The following is a 21,640-nucleotide window of genomic DNA, read 5'->3' as shown; positions in this document are numbered from 1 at the left end:
GTCATCGTGCGACGCACGGCCGTGTCACGCCGACTCATGGCCGCGTCTCGCCGATCAGCCGTACAGCGCGTTCGATCTGCTGACCGGTCAGGTCCGCGCGCGCGGTCAGCCTGAGCCGTGAGATGCCGTCCGGGACGGAAGGGGGCCGGAAGCACCCCACGGCCAGGCCCGCCGCGCGGCACTGTGCCGCCCAGCGCACGGCGTCCTCGGGAGAGGCCGCCCGCACCGAGACCACCGCGGCGTCCGGACGGACCGCTTCCAGACCCGCGGCGGTCAGGCGTGCGTGCAGTTCGCCCGCGACCGCGCGGGCCCGTGCCGCCCGCTGCGGCTCGCGGCGCAGCAGCCGCAGTGCCGCCAGGGCGGCCCCCGCCGCCGCGGGGGCGAGTCCGGTGTCGAAGATGAACGTCCGGGCCGCGTTGACCAGGTGGTCGACGACCCGCGCGGGGCCGAGGACGGCTCCGCCCTGGCTGCCCAGCGACTTGGAGAGGGTGACCGTCGCGACGACGTCGCCGGCGCCCGCGAGGCCCACCGCGTGCGGAGCGCCGCGGCCGCCGTCACCGAGAACGCCCAGTCCGTGGGCGTCGTCGACGACCAGCCCGGCGCCGTGCTCCCGGCAGGCTTCGGCGAGCGCGGCGAGGGGGGCCGCGTCGCCGTCGACCGAGAAGACCGTGTCGGACACGGCGATCGCCGTGCCCTCGTGGGTCGCCAGCGCCTTGCGCACGGCGTCCGGCTCGGCGTGCGCCACGACCTGGGTGGTGCCGCGGGCGAGCCGGCAGCCGTCGATGAGCGAGGCGTGGTTGCCCGCGTCGGAGACGATCAGGGAGCCGTGGGGGCCCAGCGCGGTGACGGCGGCGAGGTTGGCGGCGTAGCCGGAGGAGAAGACGAGGGCCGCCTCGAAACCGCAGAAATCGGCCAGGTCCCGCTCGAGTTCGGCGTGCAGTTCGGTGGTGCCGGTGACGAGCCGGGAGCCGGTCGAGCCGCCGCCCCAGTCCCGCGCGGCCCGGGCGGCGCCCTCCGTGACCTCGGGGTGACGGGCCAGCCCGAGGTAGTCGTTGCTCGCCAGGTCGAGGAGCGGCGAATCGGCCGGACGGGGGCGCAGAGTCCGTACGAGTCCGGCGCGGGCGCGCAGCTCCGCCTGCTCGTCGATCCAGCCGAACGCCATGGGTGGTCCTCCGGGGAATTTGTAGGCAGTGCACAGACACTAGCGGGACCACCAGCAGGTCACTGTGTGGCAATACCCACACCTCGAAGCGACTCTGTTGTGCGAACTCTCCTTTGCCCCGGGCGCCTCCTTAGGACAGGATCGGCTCCCATGGACCTGCTGAACACGCTGGTGGACAAGGGGCTTCGGCGCGAGCTGCCGACCCGCGACGAGGCACTGGCCGTCCTCGCGACGTCCGACGACGACCTGCTCGATGTGGTGGCCGCGGCCGGAAAGGTGCGTCGGCACTGGTTCGGCCGACGGGTGAAACTGAACTATCTCGTCAACCTCAAGTCCGGCCTGTGCCCCGAGGACTGCTCCTACTGTTCGCAGCGGCTCGGCTCGACGGCCGGGATCCTGAAGTACACCTGGCTGAAGCCCGACCAGGCGTCCGACGCCGCGGCGGCCGGGGTGGCCGGTGGGGCCAAGCGGGTGTGCCTGGTGGCCAGCGGGCGCGGCCCGACCGACCGGGACGTGGACCGGGTCTCCGAGACGATCAAGGCGATCAAGGACAACAACGAGGGCGTCGAGGTGTGCGCCTGCCTCGGGCTGCTCTCCGACGGCCAGGCGGAGCGGCTGCGCGAGGCCGGCGCCGACGCCTACAACCACAACCTCAACACGTCCGAGGCGACGTACGGGGAGATCACCACCACACACACCTACGAGGACCGCGTCGACACCGTGCAGAAGGCGCACGCGGCCGGTCTCTCCGCCTGCTCCGGGCTGATCGCCGGCATGGGCGAGACGGACGAGGACCTGGTGGACGTCGTCTACTCGCTGCGTGAGCTGGACCCGGACTCGGTTCCGGTCAACTTCCTCATCCCGTTCGAGGGCACCCCGCTCGGCAAGGAGTGGAACCTGACCCCGCAGCGGTGCCTCAGGATCCTGGCGATGACGCGGTTCGTCTGCCCGGACGTCGAGGTGCGGATCGCGGGCGGGCGCGAGGTCCATCTGCGCACGATGCAGCCGCTCGCGCTGCACCTGGCCAACTCGATCTTCCTCGGCGACTACCTCACCAGTGAGGGCCAGGCCGGAAAGGCCGACCTGGAGATGATCGCGGACGCCGGCTTCGAGGTGGAGGGCACCGACCAGGTGACGCTGCCCGAGCACCGGGCCGCCGGCGGCTGCCACGACGGGGGCGGGGTGTGCGGCTCCGGCGGCGGGGCGTGCGGCTCCGGTGAGGAACCGCAGGTCGCCGACTCCTCCACGGGGGCCGAGCCGCGGACCGACCTGGTCGCCGTGCGCCGCCGGGGCGCCGGGACGGACCTCGCGCCCAATGCCTGAGCCGACCGTCCCCGAACTGCTGGAACTCGACCGGCGGCACGTGTGGCATCCCTACGGCCCGATGCCCGGGCGGCACCAACCGCTGGTCGTGGAGTCGGCGAGCGGGGTGCGGTTGCGGCTCGCCGACGGCTCGGAAGTGCCGAGCGGTCCGGGAGCGCCCAGCGGCCCAGGAGAGGCCGGCGGCTCGAGAGCGCCGAGCGGCTCAGGAGAGCCCGGCGGCTCGGGAGCGCTGAGCCGCTCGCGAGAGCTGGACGGTCCGCGGGAGCTGGTCGACGGGATGTCGTCCTGGTGGTCGGCGATCCACGGGTACAACCACCCGGTGCTCAACGAGGCCGCCCGCGAGCAGCTCGGGCGGATGAGCCACGTGATGTTCGGCGGGCTCACGCACGAGCCCGCCGTGCGGCTGGCGAAGCTCCTTGTCGACCTGTCACCCGAGGGTCTCGAGCATGTCTTCCTGGCCGACTCCGGGTCGGTGTCGGTCGAGGTCGCGGTCAAGATGTGCCTGCAGTACTGGCGTTCGCTGGGCCGCCCCGGCAAGCAGCGGCTGCTGACCTGGCGCGGCGGCTACCACGGCGACACCTGGCAGCCGATGTCGGTGTGCGATCCCGAGGGCGGGATGCACGGCCTGTGGACCGGGGTGCTGCAGCGTCAGGTGTTCGCCGACCCGCCCCCTGCGCAGTTCGAGGAGGCGTACGCCGAGCATCTGCGGTCGCTGATCGAACAGCACGCAGGTGAACTGGCGGCGGTGATCGTCGAGCCGGTGGTGCAGGGCGCGGGCGGGATGCGGTTCCACTCCCCCGCCTACCTGCGGGTGCTGCGTGAGGCGTGCGACGCGCACGACGTGCTGCTGGTGTTCGACGAGATCGCGACCGGGTTCGGCCGTACGGGTGCGATGTTCGCGGCGGAGCACGCGGCCGTCACGCCGGACGTGATGTGCGTGGGCAAGGCGCTGACCGGCGGCTACATGACCATGGCGGCGACCCTGTGCACCAGCCGGGTGGCCGACGGCATCTCGCGGGGTGAGGTGCCGGTGCTCGCACACGGGCCGACGTTCATGGGCAACCCGCTGGCGGCGGCGGTGGCCTGCGCCTCGATCGAGCTGCTGCTCGGCCAGGACTGGCTCACGGAGGTCAAGCGGATCGAGACGGGGTTGCGGGACGGGCTCTCGGCCGCCGCGGACCTGCCCGGCGTGAAGGACGTACGCGCCCTCGGCGCCATCGGCGTGGTCCAGCTGGACCACGCCGTGGACATGGAGGCGGCGACGCGGGCGGCCGTGCGCGAGGGCGTGTGGCTGCGGCCGTTCCGCGATCTGATCTACACCATGCCGCCGTACGTGACGGGCGACGCGGACCTGGCGCGGATCGCGCGCGCCGTGTGCGCGGCGGCGCGGGAGGGATGACATGCCGGTACTGGTGATCACGGGCACGGGCACGGAAGTCGGCAAGACGATCGTGACCGCCGCCGTCGCGGCGACGGCACGGGCGGCGGGCCGTTCGGTGGCCGTGCTGAAGGCCGCGCAGACGGGGGTACGGCCGGACGAGCCCGGGGACGCCGCCGAGGTGGCCCGCCTGGCGGGCCCGGTGACGACGGCCGAACTGGCCCGGTATCCCGAGCCGCTGGCCCCGGCCACGGCGGCGCGCCGGGCCGGCCGGGCGCCGGTCCATCCGCAGGAGGTCGCGGAGGCCGCCGCCAAACTGGCCACCGAGCACGACCTGGTGCTGGTCGAAGGGGCGGGCGGACTGCTCGTACGGTTCGACGCGGCCGGCGGCACCCTCGCGGACGCGGCACGGCTGCTGTCGGCGCCGGTGCTGGTCGTGGCCCCCGCGGGGCTCGGCACCCTGAACACGACGGAGCTGACGGCGCGTGAACTGCGCTCCCGGGGGCTGGACCTGGCCGGGATCGTGATCGGGAGCTGGCCGGAAGCCCCGGATCTCGCCGCGCGCTGCAATCTGGCGGACCTGCCGGACGTGGCCGGAGCCCCGCTGCTGGGTTCCGTTCCGGCGGGGTCGGGCGCCCTCTCCCCCACCTCCTTCCGGGCCGCCGCGCCGCACTGGCTGGCGCCCCGGCTGGACGGTTCCTGGGACGCGGAGGCCTTCCGGGTACGGGAGGCGCCCGGGGCGTTCTGAGGGGCCCGGCGGACGCGTGGTGGAACCGAAGCGGATGTGATCGCGTGTTGAACCATGTACGTGATCGCCTTCGAAGGGACCACCTTGCAGACGAACGGATTACGCCCGTCCCGCCGTACGGCTCTCGCGCTGGGCACGGCCGCCGCTCTCTCGCTGGGCGGCGGCACTGCCCAGGCGTCGACCGGCGCCTCCGGTGTCACCACGCGACTGCGGGAACTGGAGCAGGAGCACACCGCGCGGCTGGGCGTGTACGCCCGCAACATGCGCACGGGCCGGACGGTGGCCTACCGGGCCGACGAGCGCTTCCCGATGGCCTCGCTGTTCAAGACACTGGCCGCCGCGGCCGTGCTGCGCGACCTCGACCGCGACGGCGAGTTCCTGGCCCGGCGCATCCACTACACCGAGGCCTATGTCGTGGCGTCGGAGTACTCCCCCGTCACCAAGGAGCACGTGGCGACCGGGATGACCGTCGGCGAACTGTGCGACGCCGCCATCCGCTTCAGCGACAACACCGCCGGCAACCTGCTGCTGAAGGAGCTGGGCGGACCGACCGCGATCACGCGCTTCGCCCGCTCGACGGGTGACCGCGTCACCCGGCTGGACCGCTGGGAGCCCAAGCTCAACTCCGCGGAGCCGTGGCGCGTGACCGACACGACCTCCCCGCGCGCCATCGGCCTGACCTACGCCCGGCTGGTGCTCGGCGACGTGCTTGAGCCCCGGGACAGGGCCCGGCTCACGGACTGGCTGCTGCGCAACACCACGAGCCCGGAGAGGTTCCGCAAGGGTCTGCCGGCCGACTGGCTGCTCGCCGACAAGACGGGTGGCGGGCAGTACGGCAGCAACAACGACGTGGGCATCACCTGGCCGCCGGACGGTCCGCCGATCGTGATGTCGGTGCTGACCACGCAGCCGGAGGAGGACGCCGAGGCCGACAACCCGCTGGTGGCCCGGACGGCGGCGGTGCTGGCGGCGGAACTCGCCTAGCGTGACCGTCGGGGCGCCAGGTCGTCGTGGGACGCCTGGCTGGTGAGCGGTACGGCCGGTGTCCGGCGGGACCGGACGGCCGGGAGTCTCCGCCGGGGATGTTCCTGCCGTGGCTGGGGGCGGCCGTGCTCGTGCTCGGCCGCCCCGCCTGCCCGGCGGTCGCGGCAGGGGCTTTCGCCTGCCCGGCAGCCCGGGTGTGAGTAGTTGGGGTACAGGAAATCCCGGTGAGAACGATCATGGGCTTGGCCAGCGGCTTCGCCACATCTCGAACGTGAGCTGCCCGGAGGCTTCGAGGGCGGTGCGGCGGGCTTCGGCCCGGGTGCGGGCGTGGTGGTCCTGGTCGTAGTGCAGGTGGCAGCCCTGGCACATCGCGCGGAGATTCTCGGGCTCGCGGTGTTCCGGGCGTGTGGTCGAGGTGAGCGGTCGTCAGGACGATGCGGGAGCCGGTGCCGTACGCGGGCTGTCCGTGCGGTTGGGGCACCGGCCGGTGTGGCTGCCGCGTCCGCACTCGCCTTCGCACTCGGAGTTCGGCGACCATGTTGGTGAGGTCCTGGAGGCTGCGGCCGTAGCGGTCGAGCGAGGGGACCACGAGGGTGTCGCCTGCGTCGAGGAAGGCGTGGCACGCCTACAGCTCCGGGCGCAGGTCGGTCTTGCCGGACCTCTTGTCGGCGAAGATCTTGCGGCACCCTGCGTCGGTGCGGGCGCCGATCTGCTGTTCGAGCCTCTGCCCTCCGGTCGACACCCGGGCGTACCCGATTTTGATCTCCGTGCGCACCAGCGGCTCGGCGACGAGGAGTTCGGTTTTTGAACGGGTTTCTGAAGGCCGTGCGGGGGTGCGCGGGCCCCCGCACGGTGATCTTCAGAAGACGAAGGTTTCTTGAAGATCACCAGCGTTTGCATTGTCAGCCCAGGAAAGTCATCAGCCGGTCGTTCAGCTGCTTCGGCTCGGTGAGCGGCAGAGAGTGATGGGTGGCTCCGGGGAGCACTGCCACCTCACCCTGCGAGAGCATCCGGCGGGCTCGGTCGGCGACCTTGACAGCGTTGTGGGCGCGGCTGTGTTCCGCGAGCAGGACCATGACCGGCATGAGGAGGTCGGCGGTCCGAGGGCGGACGCCGGTGACCAGCTTCCGGCCGGGAACGGTGGTGCCCAGCGCGTAGAGGCGCTGCCAGGTCTCGTCCGGGTGTGTGCCTGCCGTTTCCCAGGCCAGGAAAGCGCGAGCGCGGGCCTCGCTCGGACGGATCAGGGTGGGGAGCGCGCGCAGCAGGTAGCCGAGGCGGAACCCGGCGAAAACCTGGGTGGGGTCCACGAGGGCGAGGTGGTCCACACGCCGCGGTGCGTGCAGTGCGTACCTGGCGGCCAGCCAGGCGCCGTACGAGTGGCCGCACAGGTGCGTGCGGGCGAGCCCAAGGCCGTCCAGCAGTGCGTCCAGCCAGGCCGTCAGATCGTCGGCATTCCTCAAGGGAGTGCCCCGGCGTTCGGTGCGGCCGGCGTCGCCCAGCAGATCTACCGCATGGACCCGGTATCGCTCACCGAAGGCCGGCGCGTTGGCGAACCAGGCGAGGCCGGTGGCAGAGCCGCCGGGCAGCAGCACCAGTGGGCTGCCGTCCGCCGAGCCGTACACATGGACCCGGGTGCGCCCGTACGGCGTGGCGACATCGCGCTCCTCTGTGGATTCGGGCCAGCGGGCGCGCAGCTCGTCGTAGGCGAGGTCGAAGGCGGACAGGGACACGAGCATTCCTCTCGCCAGGCGATAATCTCGTTCAGCGAGATATTACGGGACTTCGAGGAGTGTGCATGGACGATCAGAGCCCGGTGATGGGACTGGTTCACTTGCTGCGCGCGGTCACCGTGGAGTTCGACCTGCTCGGCGCCGAGTTCGCCGCGCGCCACGGGCTGCATCCCACCGATGTGCGCGCGCTGATCCACCTGCTGGACGCGGCACGCGCCGGTAAGCGGGCCACGCCCGGGTGGCTCGGCGAGCAACTGCGACTGAACTCTGCTGGGACCACTGCCCTGGTGGATCGGCTGGAGCGGCTCGGACTGGTCCAGCGCAGCAGGGACACGGCAGACCGGCGACGCGTGCTGCTGGAGGTGGAGGAGAAGGCCATGGAACTGGGGTGGGCCTTCTTCGGGCCAGTGATCGGCGAGGTGATGGTCGCCGCGGAAGGTTTCGAGGCGGGCGAGTTGGAGACGGTGCGTCGTTTTCTGACTTCGGTACTGGAGTCCGCCGGGCGGGCGGGTTCAGGCTGAAGGGTTTCGGCGCGGCGGCTTGGTGGTTCCGGTGATGTGGGGCGGGGCGGCATCACCCCGTCTGTTCCTCGCCTCCGTCGTCGTTGTCCGGGGCGTCCGGGTCGCGCAGCGGGCGTAGGCCCTGGTCGGGGCAGCTGGCCTGGATGTTGAACAGATAGCGGCCCAGGGAGATGACGTGCCGGTCCTTGAGCGGGGAAAGCCGGGCGGCGTTCTCGTCCGTAATGTCGTGGCCCTCGGCGCGGAGCTGGGTCATGGCGGCGTCCAGGTAGCGGGTGTTCCACAGGACCACGGCGTTGAGGACCAGGCCGAGGGCGGCGAGTTGGTCCTCCTGGCCTACTCACACCCGCAGCCGTGGCCGGGGCTTTCGCCTGCCCGGCGCGATGTGGTTCTCCCCGTCCCCTCGGGCTCTTACGACTCTGATGCCGGTCCGGCACGACGGGGCCGACGGCGCCCCCTCCGGCCCCGCAGGGGCCCTGCTCGGCACCGTCCCGTGCCGGGCCGCGTACGCCTTCGGCGGCGGCAGGGATGCGCCGGGCTCATTGCGGGGAGAATCGCGGTAAGGCCGGCCTCGTCAGGGAGGTTCCCATGCCGCTCCGCTCCGGGAAGGTGCCACGGGACGCCGTGCACCATCCGCTGTTCGCCCGCTGCTACGCCCGGATCAGCGTGGCCGCCGAGACCCGGATGGGCGTGGGCCCGATACGCGGGAGACTGCTCGGCGGGCTGTCGGGGCGGGTGATCGAGATCGGGGCGGGCAACGGGCTGAACTTCGCGCACTACCCGGGCACCGTCGCGGAGGTCGTCGCCATCGAACCGGAGCGGCGGCTGCGGCAGCTGGCCGTGGAGGCCGCTCTGCGAGCCGAGGTGCCTGTGGACGTGGTGCCGGGTGCGGCAGAGGCGCTGCCGGTCAAGAGCGAGGGCTTCGACGCCGCCGTGGTGTCGCTGGTGCTGTGCAGCGTGCGGGACGTGCCCCGGACGCTCGCGGAGCTGCGGCGGGTGCTGCGGCCGGGCGGCGAGGTGCGGTTCTTCGAGCACGGCCGGGGCGGCGGCCGGGCGATGGGCTTCACGCAGCAGGCGCTGGACCGGACGGTGTGGCCGCTGCTGAGCGGGGGCTGCCATGTGGCGCGGGAACCGGTGCGGGCGCTGCGGGACGCCGGGTTCGAACTCGGCCCCTACCGGCGGGTTCTGATGCCGGCGGAGGGACCGAAGCTGCCCACCTCGTACTGCGTGCTCGGGACCGCGTGGCGCCCGGTCAACGGGTGATCACAGACTCCACCGACGCAGTTCCTGCTCGATCTCCCGTACGGAGGCCTCGCCGCTCTTGACCAGCCGGGCGAGGTCGCGGACCTGCTCGGGCGAGGTGATGACCTTGACGCCGCCGGCGACGAGATACGCGTAGGCGACAGCGGAGGCGAACAGGGCGTTGGAGCGTTCCAGCGCGGGGACGTGGATCAGGAGCTGAAGCAGGGCGGCGGCGCGTGCGTACGGGCTGTCGTATACGGGGACGTCGAACACGGTGGCCCGGTGGCGGGCGACGGCGGCGACGAGGGCTCCCCAGTCGGTGACCTGGGGGTCCCCGGGGGTCTTGTGCTCGGCGAGCATCAGCAGCCAGGCGAGGTCGATCTCCAGATTGTTCAACGGTTCAGCGGCGACCTTCGCGCGTGCCCTCGCAGCCCTCCCCCACTCTCGGCTTCGCGCGAGCGGGGGCACCCCCATCGAACTCCTCGGCGAAGACGGCCTCGTACTGCTTCATGAAGTCCGCGGCGGCCTCCACGAAGGTGTGGCCCACCTCGCCGGTGTCCTGTCTGACCAGCTCCTCGATGTAGCGGTTGACGCTCATCCCGCGGGCCAGGGCGCGTTCACGGGCAGCGCGGGCGGTGCCCTCGTCGACGCGCACGTTCAGCTGGGTCTTCGCCATACCTCGAAGCTAGCGCGGAGGCGCTAGCACCGGCAAGGGCGGTGTCCGACCTGCGGAGGATACCGAGTGTGGGCCGGGTCACATTACTCTCGGGCAGGGCGGGGGTCCCGCACGTCCACCCAGAGGAGGCGGCCTTGTCCACACCTGCTGCGGAGCACGCTCCCGGCCTCGCGCCGGCCGACGGGATCGCGGCCCGCGCCCGCGGTCTGACCAAGGCGTACGGCGCGGGCGAGACGGCCGTGCTCGCGCTCGACTCGGTGGATGTGGACGTCGCCCGGGGCCGGTTCACCGCGGTGATGGGCCCGTCGGGTTCCGGGAAGTCCACGCTGATGCACTGTCTGGCCGGGCTCGACACCGTCTCGGCCGGCCAGGTGTGGCTGGGCGACACGGAGATCACCGGGCTGAGGGAGCGCGAGCTGACGCGGCTGCGCCGGGACCGGGTCGGGTTCATGTTCCAGTCGTTCAACCTGATCCCGACCCTGAACGCGCTGGAGAACATCACCCTGCCCATGGACATCGCGGGCCGCGAGCCCGACGGGGCGTGGCTGGACCAGGTGGTCGACACCCTGGGCCTGCGGGACCGCCTGGGGCACCGGCCCTCGCAGCTCTCCGGCGGGCAGCAGCAGCGCGTGGCCTGCGCGCGGGCGCTGGCCTCCCGGCCCGAGCTGATCTTCGCGGACGAGCCGACCGGCAACCTCGACTCGCGCGCCGGGCTGGAGGTGCTCGGCTTCCTGCGCGAGGCGGTGGACCAGCTCGGACAGACGGTCGTCATGGTCACCCACGACCCGGGCGCCGCCGCCCACTCGGACCTGGTGCTCTTCCTCGGGGACGGCCGGATCGTCGACGAGATGCGGCGCCCGACGGCGGAGGCGGTCCTGGAGCGGATGAAGAGGTTCGACGTGATCCGCACCCGCTCCGAGGACGCCGGCGCCCCGGCGTCGCCCGAGGAGAACTGAGCCCGTGCTCAAGGCGACCCTGCGGAGCTTCCTGGCGCACAAGGGGCGGCTGCTGCTCTCCGCGCTCGCCGTCCTGTTGTCCGTCGCGTTCGTCACGGGGAGCCTGATCTTCTCGGACACCGTCAGCCGCACGTTCGACCGGCTGTTCGCCTCCACCGCGGCCGATGTCACCGTCAGCCCGAAGAAGGACCTCGACGAGGCGCTGCCGTCGGGCCGGACGGCCACCCTGCCGGCCGCGCTCGCCGAACGGGTCCGGCGGGTCGACGGGGTCGCAGCGGCCCGCGCCGACGTGAAGGTGAACGGCCTCACGGTCGTGAACGAGGAGAACGAACCGGTGGGCCCGACCACCGGGGCCCCGACGCTCGGCTACGCCTGGAACACGAACGAGCGCAGCCCCGTGCGACTGACCTCGGGCCATGCCCCGCGCGGACCCGCGCAGGCGCTGCTCGACTCCGAGACCGCCGGCCGCGAGAACGTGCATGTCGGCGACGCCCTCACGGTCATCGCACCCCCCGGGTCGTTCCGGGTCCGGGTGGCCGGAATCGTCACGTTCACGACCACGAACCCCGGCTCCGCGCTGCTCTACTTCGACACCTCCACCGCCCAGACGAAGCTGCTGGGCCGGCCGGGTACGGCCACGAGCATCTCGGTCGACGCGGCCCGGGGCGTCGGCGACGACCGGCTCAAACAGCGCGTGGCCGACGCGCTCGGCGCGCACACCTACGACTTCAGGACGGCCGGCGAGCAGGCCGAGTCGGACGTCGAGCAGCTGGGCGGGTTCCTCGACGTCATCAAGTACGTGATGCTTGGCTTCGCCGGGATCGCCGTCCTGGTCGGCGTGTTCCTGATCGTCAACACCTTCTCCATGCTCATCGCCCAGCGCACGCGTGAGCTGGGCCTGCTGCGGGCACTGGGCGCCGACCGGCGCCAGGTCCGCGCCTCGGTGCTCACCGAGGCGCTGCTGCTCGGGCTGGTCGGCTCCACGCTGGGACTCGCCGCGGGCATCGGGCTGGCGGCCGGGCTGATCGGGCTGATGGGCCTGCTCGGCATGAACATCGACGCCGACGAGATGCAGATCGGCTGGGTGACCCCGGTGGCGGCGTACGTCGTCGGGCTCGGCGTCACCTTCGTCGCCGCGTACCTCCCGGCACGGCGGGCCGCGGGCGTCTCGCCGATGGCCGCGCTCTCGGACGCCGAGGTGGCCGGGGTGGGCCGACCGCTGCGGGTGCGTGCTGTGGCGGGCGCGATCGTCGGGGCGGCCGGTGCGGCGGCCCTCGCGGGCTGCGCGGTGTCCCGGCAGACGTCGTCGGCGGCGTCCCTGCTCGGGCTCGGCGTGGTGCTCACCCTGATCGCGACGGTGATCGCCGGGCCCCTGCTGGTGCGCCCGGTGATCCGGGTGCTCGGCGCGGCCTTCCCCGCCGTGTTCGGTCCGATCGGCCGGATGAGCCAGCGCAACGCCCTGCGCAACCCCCGTCGCACCGGAGCCACCGCGGCGGCTTTGATGGTGGGAATCGCCCTGGTCGGCGGGATGTCGGTGGCGAGCGAGTCGATGACCGCGTCCTTCGACCGGCAGATCGACACGACGCTCGGCGCCGACTTCGTCGTGCAGAACACCAACTTCCAGCCGTTCCCGCAGGAGGTCACCGACAAGGTGCGCCGCACCCACGGAGTGGGCCTGGTCGTGCGCGGGAGGTTCACACCGGTGGCGGTGCGCCTCCCGGACGGCGACCGTGTGGAGACCACGGCGGCCGGTTACGATCCGCGGCTCGACGAGGTCGCCAACATCACCTACGCGCGAGGGGACTCGGCGGCCGCGCTGGCAGGCGGGCACCTTGCCATGGACCGGGACTTCGCACGCGACCACGGTGTACGCGTGGGCAGCGTCCTCCCGGTGGAGTTCCCGGGCGGACGCCCGGCCGAGCTGACGGTCGGCGCGCTCACCGATCAGGACGCCGCCGAGGGGTTCGGCACCCAGGGCGGTCTGTTCTTCGGGCTGGGCACCCTGGAGCAGTACGCGCCGGGCGGGCGGGACTCCGCGCTGTACGTCAACGCCGCCGCAGGCACGAGTGACGACGATCTGCGCGCGCACCTGGAGGAGACCCTGGATCCGTACCCGCAGGTGCAGGTGCGGGACCTGGCCGACTACAAACAGCTGGTCCGTGACCAGATCGCCGTCCTGCTGTACCTCGTGTACGCGCTGCTCGGGCTGGCGATCATCATCGCGGTACTGGGCGTGGTCAACACCCTCGCGCTGTCGGTCGTCGAACGTACCCGGGAGATCGGCCTGTTGCGGGCGATCGGGCTGGCCCGGCGTCAGCTGCGACGGATGATCCGGCTGGAGTCGGTGGTGATCGCGGTGTTCGGCGCGGTCCTCGGGCTCGCGCTGGGGCTGGTGTGGGGTGTGTGCATGCATCAGGTGCTGGCACTGCAGGGCATGACGGCCCTGGCGATCCCGTGGGTCACGATCGTGCTGGTGGTGGCCGGCTCGGCGGTGGTCGGGGTCGTGGCGGCGCTGCTGCCGGCGTTGCGCGCCTCCCGCATGAACGTCCTGGCGGCCATCGCGCACGAGTGACGTCCGGATGGTGAAACGTCCTGACGCGGTCCGGCGTGAGTGATGTGATCTTGGGATGACCGACTTGCACATCCGGGCCGCGACGCCCGAGGACCTCGACGCCGTGCTGGCCTTCTGGAAGGTGGCCGCCGAGGGCACGAGCATCAGCGACGACCGCGGCGGGGTGGAGCGGCTCGTCGCGCGGGACCCCGAGGCGCTGATCCTCGCCATGCGCGGCAGCGAACTGGCCGGCACGGTGATCGCCGGGTTCGACGGCTGGCGCTGCCATCTGTACCGGCTGGCCGTACACCCGGACCACCGCCGCCGGGGCGTCGCGACCGCGCTGCTCGCCGCCGCGGAGGAGCGGTTCGTGCGGCTCGGCGGGCGCCGCGCGGACGCGATGGTGCTCACGCGCAACGAGACCGCGCACCGGACGTGGGGAGCGGCCGGATACGGGGCAGAGGAGCAGTGGCGACGCTGGGTGAAGCCGCTCACCGAGTAGTCACGGCCGCGAGGCCGCGATCACCACCGCAGGCGGACTTTGCCCATCCTTTACTCTTGATTGGCCACTCGGTCCTGCATGAAAGGTTGTGAGCCTCGGCCCATGGGCGAGCCTCCCCATGCGCGACACCGCGCGTTCCGCCCCGTCCTGGAGAACCATGGGACGGGGGTGAACCGATGACCGAAGTGCTCCTCCTTCTGGCGGCGATCGCGCTCTCGCTCGCCTGCGGCGCCTTCGTGGCGGCCGAGTTCTCCCTCACGACGGTCGAGCGGGCCGAGCTGGAGCAGGCCGCGGAGCGCGGCGAGCGGGGCGCGCAGGGCGCGCTGAAGGCCGTACGGAACCTGACGTTCCAGCTCTCCGGGGCGCAGCTCGGCATCACCGTCACGAACCTGGTGGTCGGCATGCTCGCCGAGCCGTCGATCGCCGCCCTGATCGCCGGGCCGCTGGAGGGCCTCGGCGTCTCACGCTCGGCGTCGCACAGCATCGCGCTGGTGATCGGCACCGCCTTGTCCACGGTGTTCCTGATGGTCGTCGGCGAGCTGGTGCCCAAGAACTGGGCGATCTCCTCGCCGCTGACCGTCGCCAAGACCGTGGGCAACGCCCAGCGCTGGTTCAGTGCCGCGTTCCGGCCGTTCATCACGCACCTGAACAACACGGCCAACCGGGTCGTACGGCGGATCGGTGTCGAGCCGGCCGAGGAGCTGGCCTCGGCGCGCGGGCCGCAGGAGCTGGCGGCCCTCGCCCGGCACTCCGCCAAGGAGGGCGCCCTGGAGGCGGACACCGCCGAGCTGTTCGTGCGCACGCTGAACCTCGCCGACCTGACCGCGGAGAACGTCATGACGCCCCGGGTGCAGGTCGTCGCGCTGGAGGTGCAGGCGACCCTGGAGGACGTGGCGAACGCGACCCGGGCGACGGGCCTGTCCCGGTTCCCCGTCTACCGCGGGAGCCTCGACTCGGTCGTCGGGACGGCCCACGTCAAGGACGTGCTGGCGGTACCGGCCGAGCGCCGGACCCGGATCTACGTCTCCGAGCTGATGCGCGAACCCCTGCTGGTCCCGGAGACGCTCACCGTCGACCGGCTCTTGGACCGGCTCTCGGGCAAGCGCACGATGGCCGTCGTGATCGACGAGTACGGCGGCACGGCGGGCGTGGCCACGCTGGAGGACATCGTCGAGGAGGTCGTCGGCGAGGTGCGCGACGAGCACGACCCGCACGAGACACCCGACCTGGTCGCCGCCGGCACCGACGAGTCCGGGCACGCGCTGTACTCGGCCGACGGCTCCGCACGCGTGGACCACCTGGAACGGGCCGGGCTGCGCGCGCCGGAGGGGCCCTACGAGACGCTCGCCGGACTGGTGGCCACGGTGCTCGGCCGGATACCGGCCGCGGGTGACACCCTCGAGGTCGCCGGCTGGCACCTGGAGGTCCTGGACGCCACGGGGCGCCGGGCGGCCCGCGTGCGGCTGCGCGCCCCCCTCGACGACCGGCAGCCCGACGAGAAGGGGGTGGAGCTGTGACCGCCGTCCAGCTGCTGATCGGACTGGCGACACTCGTCGTCAACGCCTTCTTCGTCGGCGCCGAGTTCGCGCTGATCTCCGTGCGCCGCAGCCAGATCGAGCCCTACGCCGACCAGGGCGACCGGCGCGCGAAGAGCGTGCTGTGGGGCCTGGAGCACGTGTCCGCGCTGATGGCGGCCGCCCAGCTCGGCATCACGCTGTGCACGCTGGTGCTGGGCGTGGTGGCCGAGCCCGCGATCGCGCATCTGCTGGAGCCGGTGTTCCACGCGGTGGGCGTGCCCGAGAGCGCGGGGCACGCGGTGTCCTTCGTGATCGCGCTGTCCCTCGCGACCTATCTGCACATGCTGCTCGGCGAGATGGTGCCGAAGAACATCGCCCTCGCCGAGCCGGTGCGCAGCGCCCTGGCGCTCGGACCGCCCCTGGTGGCACTCTCCCGCGCCCTGCGTCCGGTGATCTTCACGGTGAACGCGTTCGCCAACACCCTGCTGAAGCTGCTGCGGGTGGAGGCCCGGGAGGAGGTCGCCGCCTCCTACTCGGACGCGGAGATCGCGCAGATCGTGAAGGACTCCAGCGAGGCCGGCCTGATCGACGAACGCGCCCAGGAGCGGCTGCGCGACGCGCTGGAGCTGGGCCGCCGCCCGGTTCGGGACGTGGTGCTGCCGCTGGAACGCGTGGTGTACGCGAGTGTGGGTGTCACCCCGGAGGAGCTGGAGCGGCTGTCGGCGGAGTCCGGCTTCTCCCGCTTCCCGGTGGTGGACGAAGGGCGGCGGATCGTCGGCTATCTGCATGTGAAGGACGCGCTGGACGCCGCCGGGCGTGACGTGCCGTTCCGGCTGCGGGACATGCGCCCCATCGCCCGGGTGCGGGAACACACGCCACTGGACGACGTCCTCACGGCGATGCGGGGCAGCCGCACCCACCTCGCGGCGGCCCTCGGGGCGGACGGGCGGCTGGCCGGTCTCGTGACCATGGAGGACGTCCTGCGGGAGCTGTTCGGTCAGCGGGCGTGAGGAACCGGACCCGGCAGTCGGGCGGAGCCGTTCGGTCAGCGGGCTTGAGGAACCCGGTCCGGCAGGCGGGCGGAGCCGTCCGGTCAGCGGGCGTGAGGAACCGGACCCGGCAGTCGGGCGGAGCCGTCCGGTGAGCGGGCGTGAGGAACCCGGTCCGGCAGGCTGTGGGAGCTGTTCGGTCAGGGGTCCGAGCCCCGGTCCTGCGGACCGACCGACTGGCGGGTATGTGCACGGGATACCATTTCCGTCGCCATGCAGACGAACACCACCTACAGCAGCCTGGTCGCGGTCGGCGACTCCTTCACCGAGGGCATGTCGGACCTGATGCCCGACGGCTCCTACCGCGGCTGGGCCGACCTGCTCGCCGCCCGGATGGCGGCGCGTACGCCCGGCTTCCGGTACGCCAACCTCGCGGTGCGCGGCAAGCTGATCCAGCAGATCGTCGACGAACAGGTCGACGTCGCGGCGGCCATGGGGGCCGACGTGATCACCCTGGTCGGCGGGCTCAACGACACGCTGCGGCCCAAGTGCGACATGGGCCGGGTCCGCGGGCTCCTGGAGGAGGCCGTGGAGAAGCTGGCCCCCGCGTGCCGGCAGCTCGTCCTGATGCGCAGCCCGGCACGGCAGGGCCCGGTCCAGGCGCGGTTCCGGCCGCGCATGGAGGAGCTGTTCGCCTGCGTCGACGAGCTGGCCGCCCGGCACGGCGCGATCGTCGTCGACCTGTACGGCGCGCCCTCCCTGAGCGATCCGCGGATGTGGGACGTGGACCGGCTGCACCTGACGGCCGAGGGCCACCGCCGGGTCGCGGAGGCGGTGTGGCAGACGCTGGGCCACGACCCCGAGGACGCCGAGTGGCATACGCCGATGCCCGCGACGCTGCCGCCGGGCTGGGTCGTGCGGCGCGTGGCGGACGCGCGATTCGCCCGGCAGCACCTGCTCCCGTGGATAGGCCGCCGCCTGACGGGCCGCTCGTCGGGCGACGGACTGCCCCCCAAGCGGCCGGAGCTGCTGCCGTACGAGGACCTGGCGTAGCCGCAGGTGGACGCGCCCGGGACGCTCTCGTAGGTTCCGACAAAGACACCCGCGGCGCTGGCCTGCAGGAATCGCCAGTAGAATCCGTACACGTGACTTCTGCGCCCGCCAAGCCCCGCATCCCGAACGTCCTCGCCGGACGCTACGCCTCCGCCGAGCTCGCCACGCTCTGGTCTCCCGAGCAGAAGGTGAAGCTGGAGCGGCAGCTCTGGCTCGCCGTGCTCCGGGCCCAGAAGGACCTCGGCATCGAGGTGCCGGACGCGGCGCTCGCCGACTACGAGCGCGTCCTCGACACCGTCGACCTGGCCTCCATCGCCGAGCGCGAGAAGGTCACGCGGCACGACGTGAAGGCGCGGATCGAGGAGTTCAACGACCTCGCCGGGCACGAGCACGTGCACAAGGGCATGACGTCCCGCGACCTCACCGAGAACGTCGAGCAGCTTCAGATCCGCCTCTCGCTGGAGCTGGTGCGCGACCGCACGGTCGCCGTCCTGGCCCGGCTCGGCAAGCTGTCCGGCGAGTACGGCGAGCTCGTCATGGCCGGCCGCTCGCACAACGTCGCCGCGCAGGCCACCACCCTCGGCAAGCGCTTCGCCACCGCCACCGACGAGCTGCTCGTCGCCCACGGCCGCGTCGAGGAGCTGCTGGGCCGCTACCCGCTGCGCGGCATCAAGGGCCCCGTCGGCACCGCGCAGGACATGCTGGACCTGCTGGGTGGTGACGCCGCGAAGCTCGCGGACCTGGAGCAGCGGATCGCCACGCACCTGGGCTTCTCTCAGGCCTTCACCTCCGTCGGCCAGGTCTACCCCCGCTCGCTGGACTACGAGGTCGTGACGGCGCTGGTGCAGCTGGCGGCGGCCCCGTCGTCGCTGGCGAAGACGATCCGGCTGATGGCCGGGCACGAGCTGGTCACCGAGGGCTTCAAGCCCGGCCAGGTCGGGTCCTCGGCGATGCCGCACAAGATGAACACCCGCTCCTGCGAGCGCGTCAACGGCCTGATGGTGATCCTGCGCGGGTACGCCTCGATGACCGGCGAGCTGGCGGGCGACCAGTGGAACGAGGGCGACGTGTCGTGCTCGGTGGTGCGCCGGGTCGCGCTGCCGGACGCGTTCTTCGCGCTGGACGGTCTGCTGGAGACGTTCCTGACGGTGCTCGACGAGTTCGGCGCGTTCCCGGCGGTCGTCGCCCGTGAGCTGGACCGCTACCTGCCGTTCCTCGCCACCACCAAGGTCCTCATGGGCGCCGTGCGCGCGGGCGTCGGCCGGGAGCTCGCGCACGAGGCGATCAAGGAGAATGCCGTCGCGTCCGCGCTCGCCATGCGCGAGCAGGGCGCCGAGCGCAACGAGCTGCTGGACAAGCTGGCCGCCGACGCGCGCATCCCGCTGGACCGGGAACAGCTGGACGCGCTGATGGCCGACAAGCTGTCCTTCACCGGTGCCGCGGGCGACCAGGTCGCCGCCCTCGTCGCCCGGGTCGAGGAGATCGTCAAGCAGCACCCCGAGGCCGCGGGCTACACGCCCGGCGCGATCCTCTGACGCGCCGCCCGCGATGGCGCGTTTCACGCCCGAGGAGCTGGAGGCCGCCCGCGACCGCGTCGTGCCCGACGTGGTCGCGGAGGGTCTGCACGTCCTCTTCTGCGGTATCAACCCCGGCCTGATGACGGCCGCGACGGGCCATCACTTCGCCCGGCCGGGCAACCGCTTCTGGCCGGTGCTGCACCGGTCCGGGTTCACACCACGGCTGCTGAAGCCGTCCGAGCAGCAGGAGTTGCTGTCGTACGGGCTCGGCATCACCAACGTCGTGGCCCGGGCCTCCGCCCGGGCCGACGAGCTGAGCGCCGAGGAGTACCGGGAGGGCGGACGGCTGCTCGCGGCGAAGGTGGAACGGCTGCGGCCGCGCTGGCTGGCCGTGGTCGGCGTGACCGCGTACCGCGCCGCGTTCGACGACCGCAAGGCGCGGGTGGGGCCCCAGGCGCGGACGATCGGTGCCACGCGCGTGTGGGTGCTGCCCAATCCGAGCGGGCTGAACGCGCACTGGACGGTCGGCACCATGGCGGAGGAGTTCGCGCGGCTGCGGGAGGCCGCCGGGGACTGAAGCGCTACGGCGGGTCCGTCTCCGTGACCAGGGCCAGCAGCTGGACCTCCCGCGAGGCGTCCCGGTCCGCGACCGCCACGGCGACCCAGCGGCCCGTGCCCTCCACCTCCCACAGGTGGGCGACGCCGGCCCGCGCGCTCAACTCGGCCCACGGCCGGGGTATGTCCTCCCGCTCGGTGCGCAGCAGCACGGTCTGCAGGTTGTACGGGTCCGTGTCGCCCCAGCGGGAGGCGAGGAGTTCGTAGACGGCGTCCCGGTCCTTCTCGAACTGGTCGATCGTCACCGCCCGGGCCCCGGGATCGCCGCCGGTCCCGGCCTGTAACACCGCGAGGTGGTGACCTGGCCCCGACACACCCACGTCCGACGGGCCGTGCTCCGCCGGAAAGGGGCGGTAGCACAGCTCGTCGATGAGGGCGATGTGCTGTGCGATGTTCATGGGTCCAGTAAACCCGCCGCCACTGACACTTGGCGGGGCATCAACCGGCTCGCCGTCAGGCATCCCTGCGGCGTACGCTCCGGGCTCCCGCCAGCAGGGCGGCGGCCGTCCACAGCGCGGTCACCGCGAGCCCCGACCAGGGGCCGAGGGTGCCGTCGTACGTCTCCCGGAGGACCAACTGCCCGGCCTTGTCGGGCAGGAAGTCGGCGACGGTGCCCGTCGCGTCGCCGATCACGAACGACACGACGAGGATGAACGGCACCAGCAGGGAGAGGGTGGCCACGCCACTGCGGAGCAGGGCGGCGATCCCCGCGGCGAACAGGGCCATCAGCATCAGGTAGACGCCGCAGCCCACCACCCCGCGCACCTGCTCGCCGGTACTGAGCCCGCCGGCCGCCGCGCCGAGCCCGGCCCGCCCCACGAGGAGGGCGGCGAGGGCGGTGACCAGCCCCACGACGAGCACCGGCAGGGCGACGACCGCCGCCTTGGCCGCGAACCACCGTCCACGCTGCGGCACCGCCGCCAGCGAGAGCCGCAGCGCGCCCCGGTGGAACTCCGACGACACGGCCATGGCCCCGAAGGTGACGGCCGCGATCTGGCCCGGTATGACGCCGGACAGGGCCGTGAACAGCGCATCGAACCCCGGGTCCGAGGCATCGGAGACTCCGGCGATCGCGGAGAACGCCGTGGTCACGGTGAGCAGGGCCAGCAGTGCTCCCGGGAGCGAGCGCAGTGTGCGGACCTTCAGCCACTCGGAGCGCAGTACGGGCGTGCATTCCATGGTCAGGCCTCCTGGGGCTGTGCGGTGAACTCGGTCTCGGTTCCGGTGAGGTCGAAGTAGGCCTGCTCCAAGGTGCCCTCTTCGGCGGCCAGTTCCAGGACCGGCACACCCGAGGCCGAGGCGATGCGGCCGATGTCGTCCACGCGCGCGTCGTGCACGGTCCAGTGCCCGTCCGGGTGTTCCTCGGCGGCGCGGCCGTGCCGGGCGAGGGCCGATGCGAGGGCACCGGGGTCGGTCGTACGGATGCGGACGCGGGGTTGCACGCGCGCGTGGATGAAGTCCCGCATCGGGGTGTCGGCGAGGAGCCGGCCCCGGCCGAGGACGACCAGGTGGTCGGCGAAGGACGCGGTCTCGTTCATCAGGTGGCTGGAGACCAGGACCGTGCGGCCTTCTCCCGCGAGGCGGCGGAGCAGCCGGCGGATCCACACGATGCCTTCGGGATCGAGGCCGTTGGACGGCTCGTCCAGCATGACGACCTCCGGATCGCCCAGCAGGGCGGCGGCGATGCCGAGCCGCTGGCGCATGCCCAGGGAGTACGTCCGTACCCGGCGCCGGGCCACCGACGCCAGGCCCGTCTCCTCCAGGACCTCGTCGACCCGCCGGTCCGGGATGCGGTTGCTCGCCGCCAGGACGCGGAGATGGTCGCGGGCGGTGCGGGAGCCGTGCGCGGCCTGCGCGTCGAGCAGGGCGCCCACGTGGCGCAGGGGTTCGCGGAGCGCCGGGTAGGGCCGGCCGCCGATCGTGGCGGAACCGGCGGTCGGCCGGTCGAGGCCGAGCACCAGCCGCATGGTGGTGGATTTCCCGGCGCCGTTCGGGCCGAGGAAGCCGGTGACACGGCCGGGCAGTACGCGGAAGGTGAGCCGGTCCACGGCTCGCCGGTCGCCGAACTCCTTGGTGAGGTCCTGGACGTCGATGCTGGTCATGGCAGCAGCGTCGCGGTCGGGCCGGGCTGCGGTCCTCCCCCGGCGGTGGAGATCGTCTCCCCCGTGCGGGGGAGGCC

General features: G+C 72.5%; 22 protein-coding genes and 1 pseudogene. 14 read left to right on the top strand and 9 right to left on the bottom strand.

Features of this window, described 5'->3' with window-relative positions; translation table 11 throughout:
• Positions 1-34 precede the first annotated feature (34 nt).
• On the bottom strand, positions 35-1,162 hold the full coding sequence (locus ACFY5B_RS25875) for an 8-amino-7-oxononanoate synthase (protein WP_389973084.1): 1,128 nt from the start codon (positions 1,160-1,162) through the stop codon (positions 35-37).
• Between the two features lie 150 nt (positions 1,163-1,312).
• On the opposite strand from ACFY5B_RS25875, the gene bioB reads away from it, so the two are divergent.
• The 4 genes from bioB to bla are packed head-to-tail and all read left to right on the top strand — an operon-like array spanning position 1,313 to position 5,595.
• On the top strand, positions 1,313-2,485 hold the full coding sequence (gene bioB / locus ACFY5B_RS25870; protein ID WP_344464475.1) for a biotin synthase BioB: 1,173 nt from the start codon (positions 1,313-1,315) through the stop codon (positions 2,483-2,485).
• On the top strand, positions 2,478-3,884 hold the full coding sequence (locus tag ACFY5B_RS25865) for an adenosylmethionine--8-amino-7-oxononanoate transaminase (protein WP_389973080.1): 1,407 nt from the start codon (positions 2,478-2,480) through the stop codon (positions 3,882-3,884). Before bioB ends, ACFY5B_RS25865 begins: the two co-directional genes overlap by 8 nt.
• A gap of 1 nt (position 3,885) precedes the next feature.
• Positions 3,886-4,611 (top strand): dethiobiotin synthase, encoded by a 726-nt coding sequence (gene bioD / locus ACFY5B_RS25860; protein ID WP_389973077.1) that lies wholly within the window; start codon positions 3,886-3,888, stop codon positions 4,609-4,611.
• 54 nt (positions 4,612-4,665) lie between these two features.
• The gene (gene bla, locus ACFY5B_RS25855; protein ID WP_389973074.1) at positions 4,666-5,595 is read left to right on the top strand and encodes a class A beta-lactamase; all 930 of its coding nucleotides are present in this window, start codon (positions 4,666-4,668) and stop codon (positions 5,593-5,595) included.
• A gap of 625 nt (positions 5,596-6,220) precedes the next feature.
• On the opposite strand, the gene ACFY5B_RS25850 is transcribed toward bla, so the two are convergent.
• Both ACFY5B_RS25850 and ACFY5B_RS25845 read right to left on the bottom strand, forming a co-directional pair.
• Positions 6,221-6,370 carry a recombinase family protein gene (locus tag ACFY5B_RS25850; RefSeq protein ID WP_389973072.1) on the bottom strand — a complete coding sequence of 50 codons (150 nt, stop codon included), beginning with the start codon at positions 6,368-6,370 and terminating at the stop codon, positions 6,221-6,223.
• Between the two features lie 127 nt (positions 6,371-6,497).
• Positions 6,498-7,325 carry an alpha/beta fold hydrolase gene (locus ACFY5B_RS25845; RefSeq protein WP_389973069.1) on the bottom strand — a complete coding sequence of 276 codons (828 nt, stop codon included), beginning with the start codon at positions 7,323-7,325 and terminating at the stop codon, positions 6,498-6,500.
• A gap of 65 nt (positions 7,326-7,390) precedes the next feature.
• On the opposite strand from ACFY5B_RS25845, the gene ACFY5B_RS25840 reads away from it, so the two are divergent.
• A complete protein-coding gene (locus ACFY5B_RS25840) occupies positions 7,391-7,846 on the top strand; it encodes a MarR family winged helix-turn-helix transcriptional regulator (RefSeq protein WP_389973066.1) in 456 nt (151 codons plus the stop codon).
• 52 nt (positions 7,847-7,898) lie between these two features.
• On the opposite strand, the pseudogene ACFY5B_RS25835 reads toward ACFY5B_RS25840, so the two are convergent.
• Positions 7,899-8,180, bottom strand: a pseudogene (locus ACFY5B_RS25835) (Tn3 family transposase); the annotation flags it as partial.
• A 251-nt stretch (positions 8,181-8,431) separates the two neighbouring features.
• Between ACFY5B_RS25835 and ACFY5B_RS25830 the strand changes: the two are divergent.
• Entirely contained in the window at positions 8,432-9,106 is a 675-nt protein-coding gene (locus tag ACFY5B_RS25830; protein ID WP_389973063.1) for a class I SAM-dependent methyltransferase, read from the top strand.
• Here ACFY5B_RS25830 and ACFY5B_RS25825 read toward each other — a convergent pair whose 3' ends face one another.
• The gene (locus ACFY5B_RS25825) at positions 9,107-9,481 is read right to left on the bottom strand and encodes a fic family toxin-antitoxin system, toxin component (RefSeq protein WP_389973060.1); all 375 of its coding nucleotides are present in this window, start codon (positions 9,479-9,481) and stop codon (positions 9,107-9,109) included. It lies immediately after the preceding gene.
• A 4-nt stretch (positions 9,482-9,485) separates the two neighbouring features.
• Entirely contained in the window at positions 9,486-9,761 is a 276-nt protein-coding gene (locus ACFY5B_RS25820) for a toxin-antitoxin system HicB family antitoxin (RefSeq protein ID WP_389973057.1), read from the bottom strand.
• Between the two features lie 134 nt (positions 9,762-9,895).
• Here ACFY5B_RS25820 and ACFY5B_RS25815 point away from each other — a divergent pair, with 134 nt between their 5' ends.
• From ACFY5B_RS25815 to mug, 8 genes are all read left to right on the top strand, one after another.
• Complete coding sequence (locus tag ACFY5B_RS25815) at positions 9,896-10,717, top strand: ABC transporter ATP-binding protein (protein ID WP_389973054.1); 822 nt, start codon at positions 9,896-9,898, stop codon at positions 10,715-10,717.
• Positions 10,718-10,721: 4 nt separating this feature from the next.
• Complete coding sequence (locus tag ACFY5B_RS25810) at positions 10,722-13,289, top strand: ABC transporter permease (RefSeq protein ID WP_389973051.1); 2,568 nt, start codon at positions 10,722-10,724, stop codon at positions 13,287-13,289.
• 55 nt (positions 13,290-13,344) lie between these two features.
• On the top strand, positions 13,345-13,770 hold the full coding sequence (locus ACFY5B_RS25805) for a GNAT family N-acetyltransferase (RefSeq protein ID WP_389973048.1): 426 nt from the start codon (positions 13,345-13,347) through the stop codon (positions 13,768-13,770).
• Positions 13,771-13,946: 176 nt separating this feature from the next.
• Complete coding sequence (locus ACFY5B_RS25800) at positions 13,947-15,287, top strand: hemolysin family protein (protein ID WP_389973045.1); 1,341 nt, start codon at positions 13,947-13,949, stop codon at positions 15,285-15,287.
• Entirely contained in the window at positions 15,284-16,297 is a 1,014-nt protein-coding gene (locus tag ACFY5B_RS25795; RefSeq protein ID WP_389973042.1) for a hemolysin family protein, read from the top strand. Before ACFY5B_RS25800 ends, ACFY5B_RS25795 begins: the two co-directional genes overlap by 4 nt.
• Positions 16,298-16,549: 252 nt before the next feature.
• On the top strand, positions 16,550-17,329 hold the full coding sequence (locus ACFY5B_RS25790; protein WP_389973039.1) for an SGNH/GDSL hydrolase family protein: 780 nt from the start codon (positions 16,550-16,552) through the stop codon (positions 17,327-17,329).
• A gap of 92 nt (positions 17,330-17,421) precedes the next feature.
• The gene (gene purB, locus ACFY5B_RS25785; protein ID WP_389973037.1) at positions 17,422-18,864 is read left to right on the top strand and encodes an adenylosuccinate lyase; all 1,443 of its coding nucleotides are present in this window, start codon (positions 17,422-17,424) and stop codon (positions 18,862-18,864) included.
• Between the two features lie 13 nt (positions 18,865-18,877).
• Positions 18,878-19,423, top strand: coding sequence for a G/U mismatch-specific DNA glycosylase (mug, locus tag ACFY5B_RS25780; RefSeq protein WP_389973034.1), 546 nt, complete (start codon positions 18,878-18,880; stop codon positions 19,421-19,423).
• A 4-nt stretch (positions 19,424-19,427) separates the two neighbouring features.
• Here the strand turns inward: mug and ACFY5B_RS25775 are convergent, their stop codons facing one another.
• From ACFY5B_RS25775 to ACFY5B_RS25765, 3 genes are read right to left on the bottom strand one after another with little or no spacing between them, the layout of a single operon-like run.
• On the bottom strand, positions 19,428-19,859 hold the full coding sequence (locus tag ACFY5B_RS25775; protein WP_389973031.1) for a hypothetical protein: 432 nt from the start codon (positions 19,857-19,859) through the stop codon (positions 19,428-19,430).
• A 55-nt stretch (positions 19,860-19,914) separates the two neighbouring features.
• Positions 19,915-20,640 (bottom strand): ABC transporter permease, encoded by a 726-nt coding sequence (locus tag ACFY5B_RS25770; protein ID WP_389973028.1) that lies wholly within the window; start codon positions 20,638-20,640, stop codon positions 19,915-19,917.
• Positions 20,641-20,642: 2 nt separating this feature from the next.
• Positions 20,643-21,563 (bottom strand): ABC transporter ATP-binding protein, encoded by a 921-nt coding sequence (locus tag ACFY5B_RS25765; protein WP_389973025.1) that lies wholly within the window; start codon positions 21,561-21,563, stop codon positions 20,643-20,645.
• Positions 21,564-21,640 lie beyond the last annotated feature (77 nt).

Source organism: Streptomyces sp. NPDC013187, assembly GCF_042899705.1.
GTDB lineage: Bacteria > Actinomycetota > Actinomycetes > Streptomycetales > Streptomycetaceae > Streptomyces > Streptomyces hawaiiensis_A.
The sequence above is the reverse complement of the archived record's forward strand: the minus strand, read 5'-3'. Positions and strand labels throughout refer to the sequence as shown.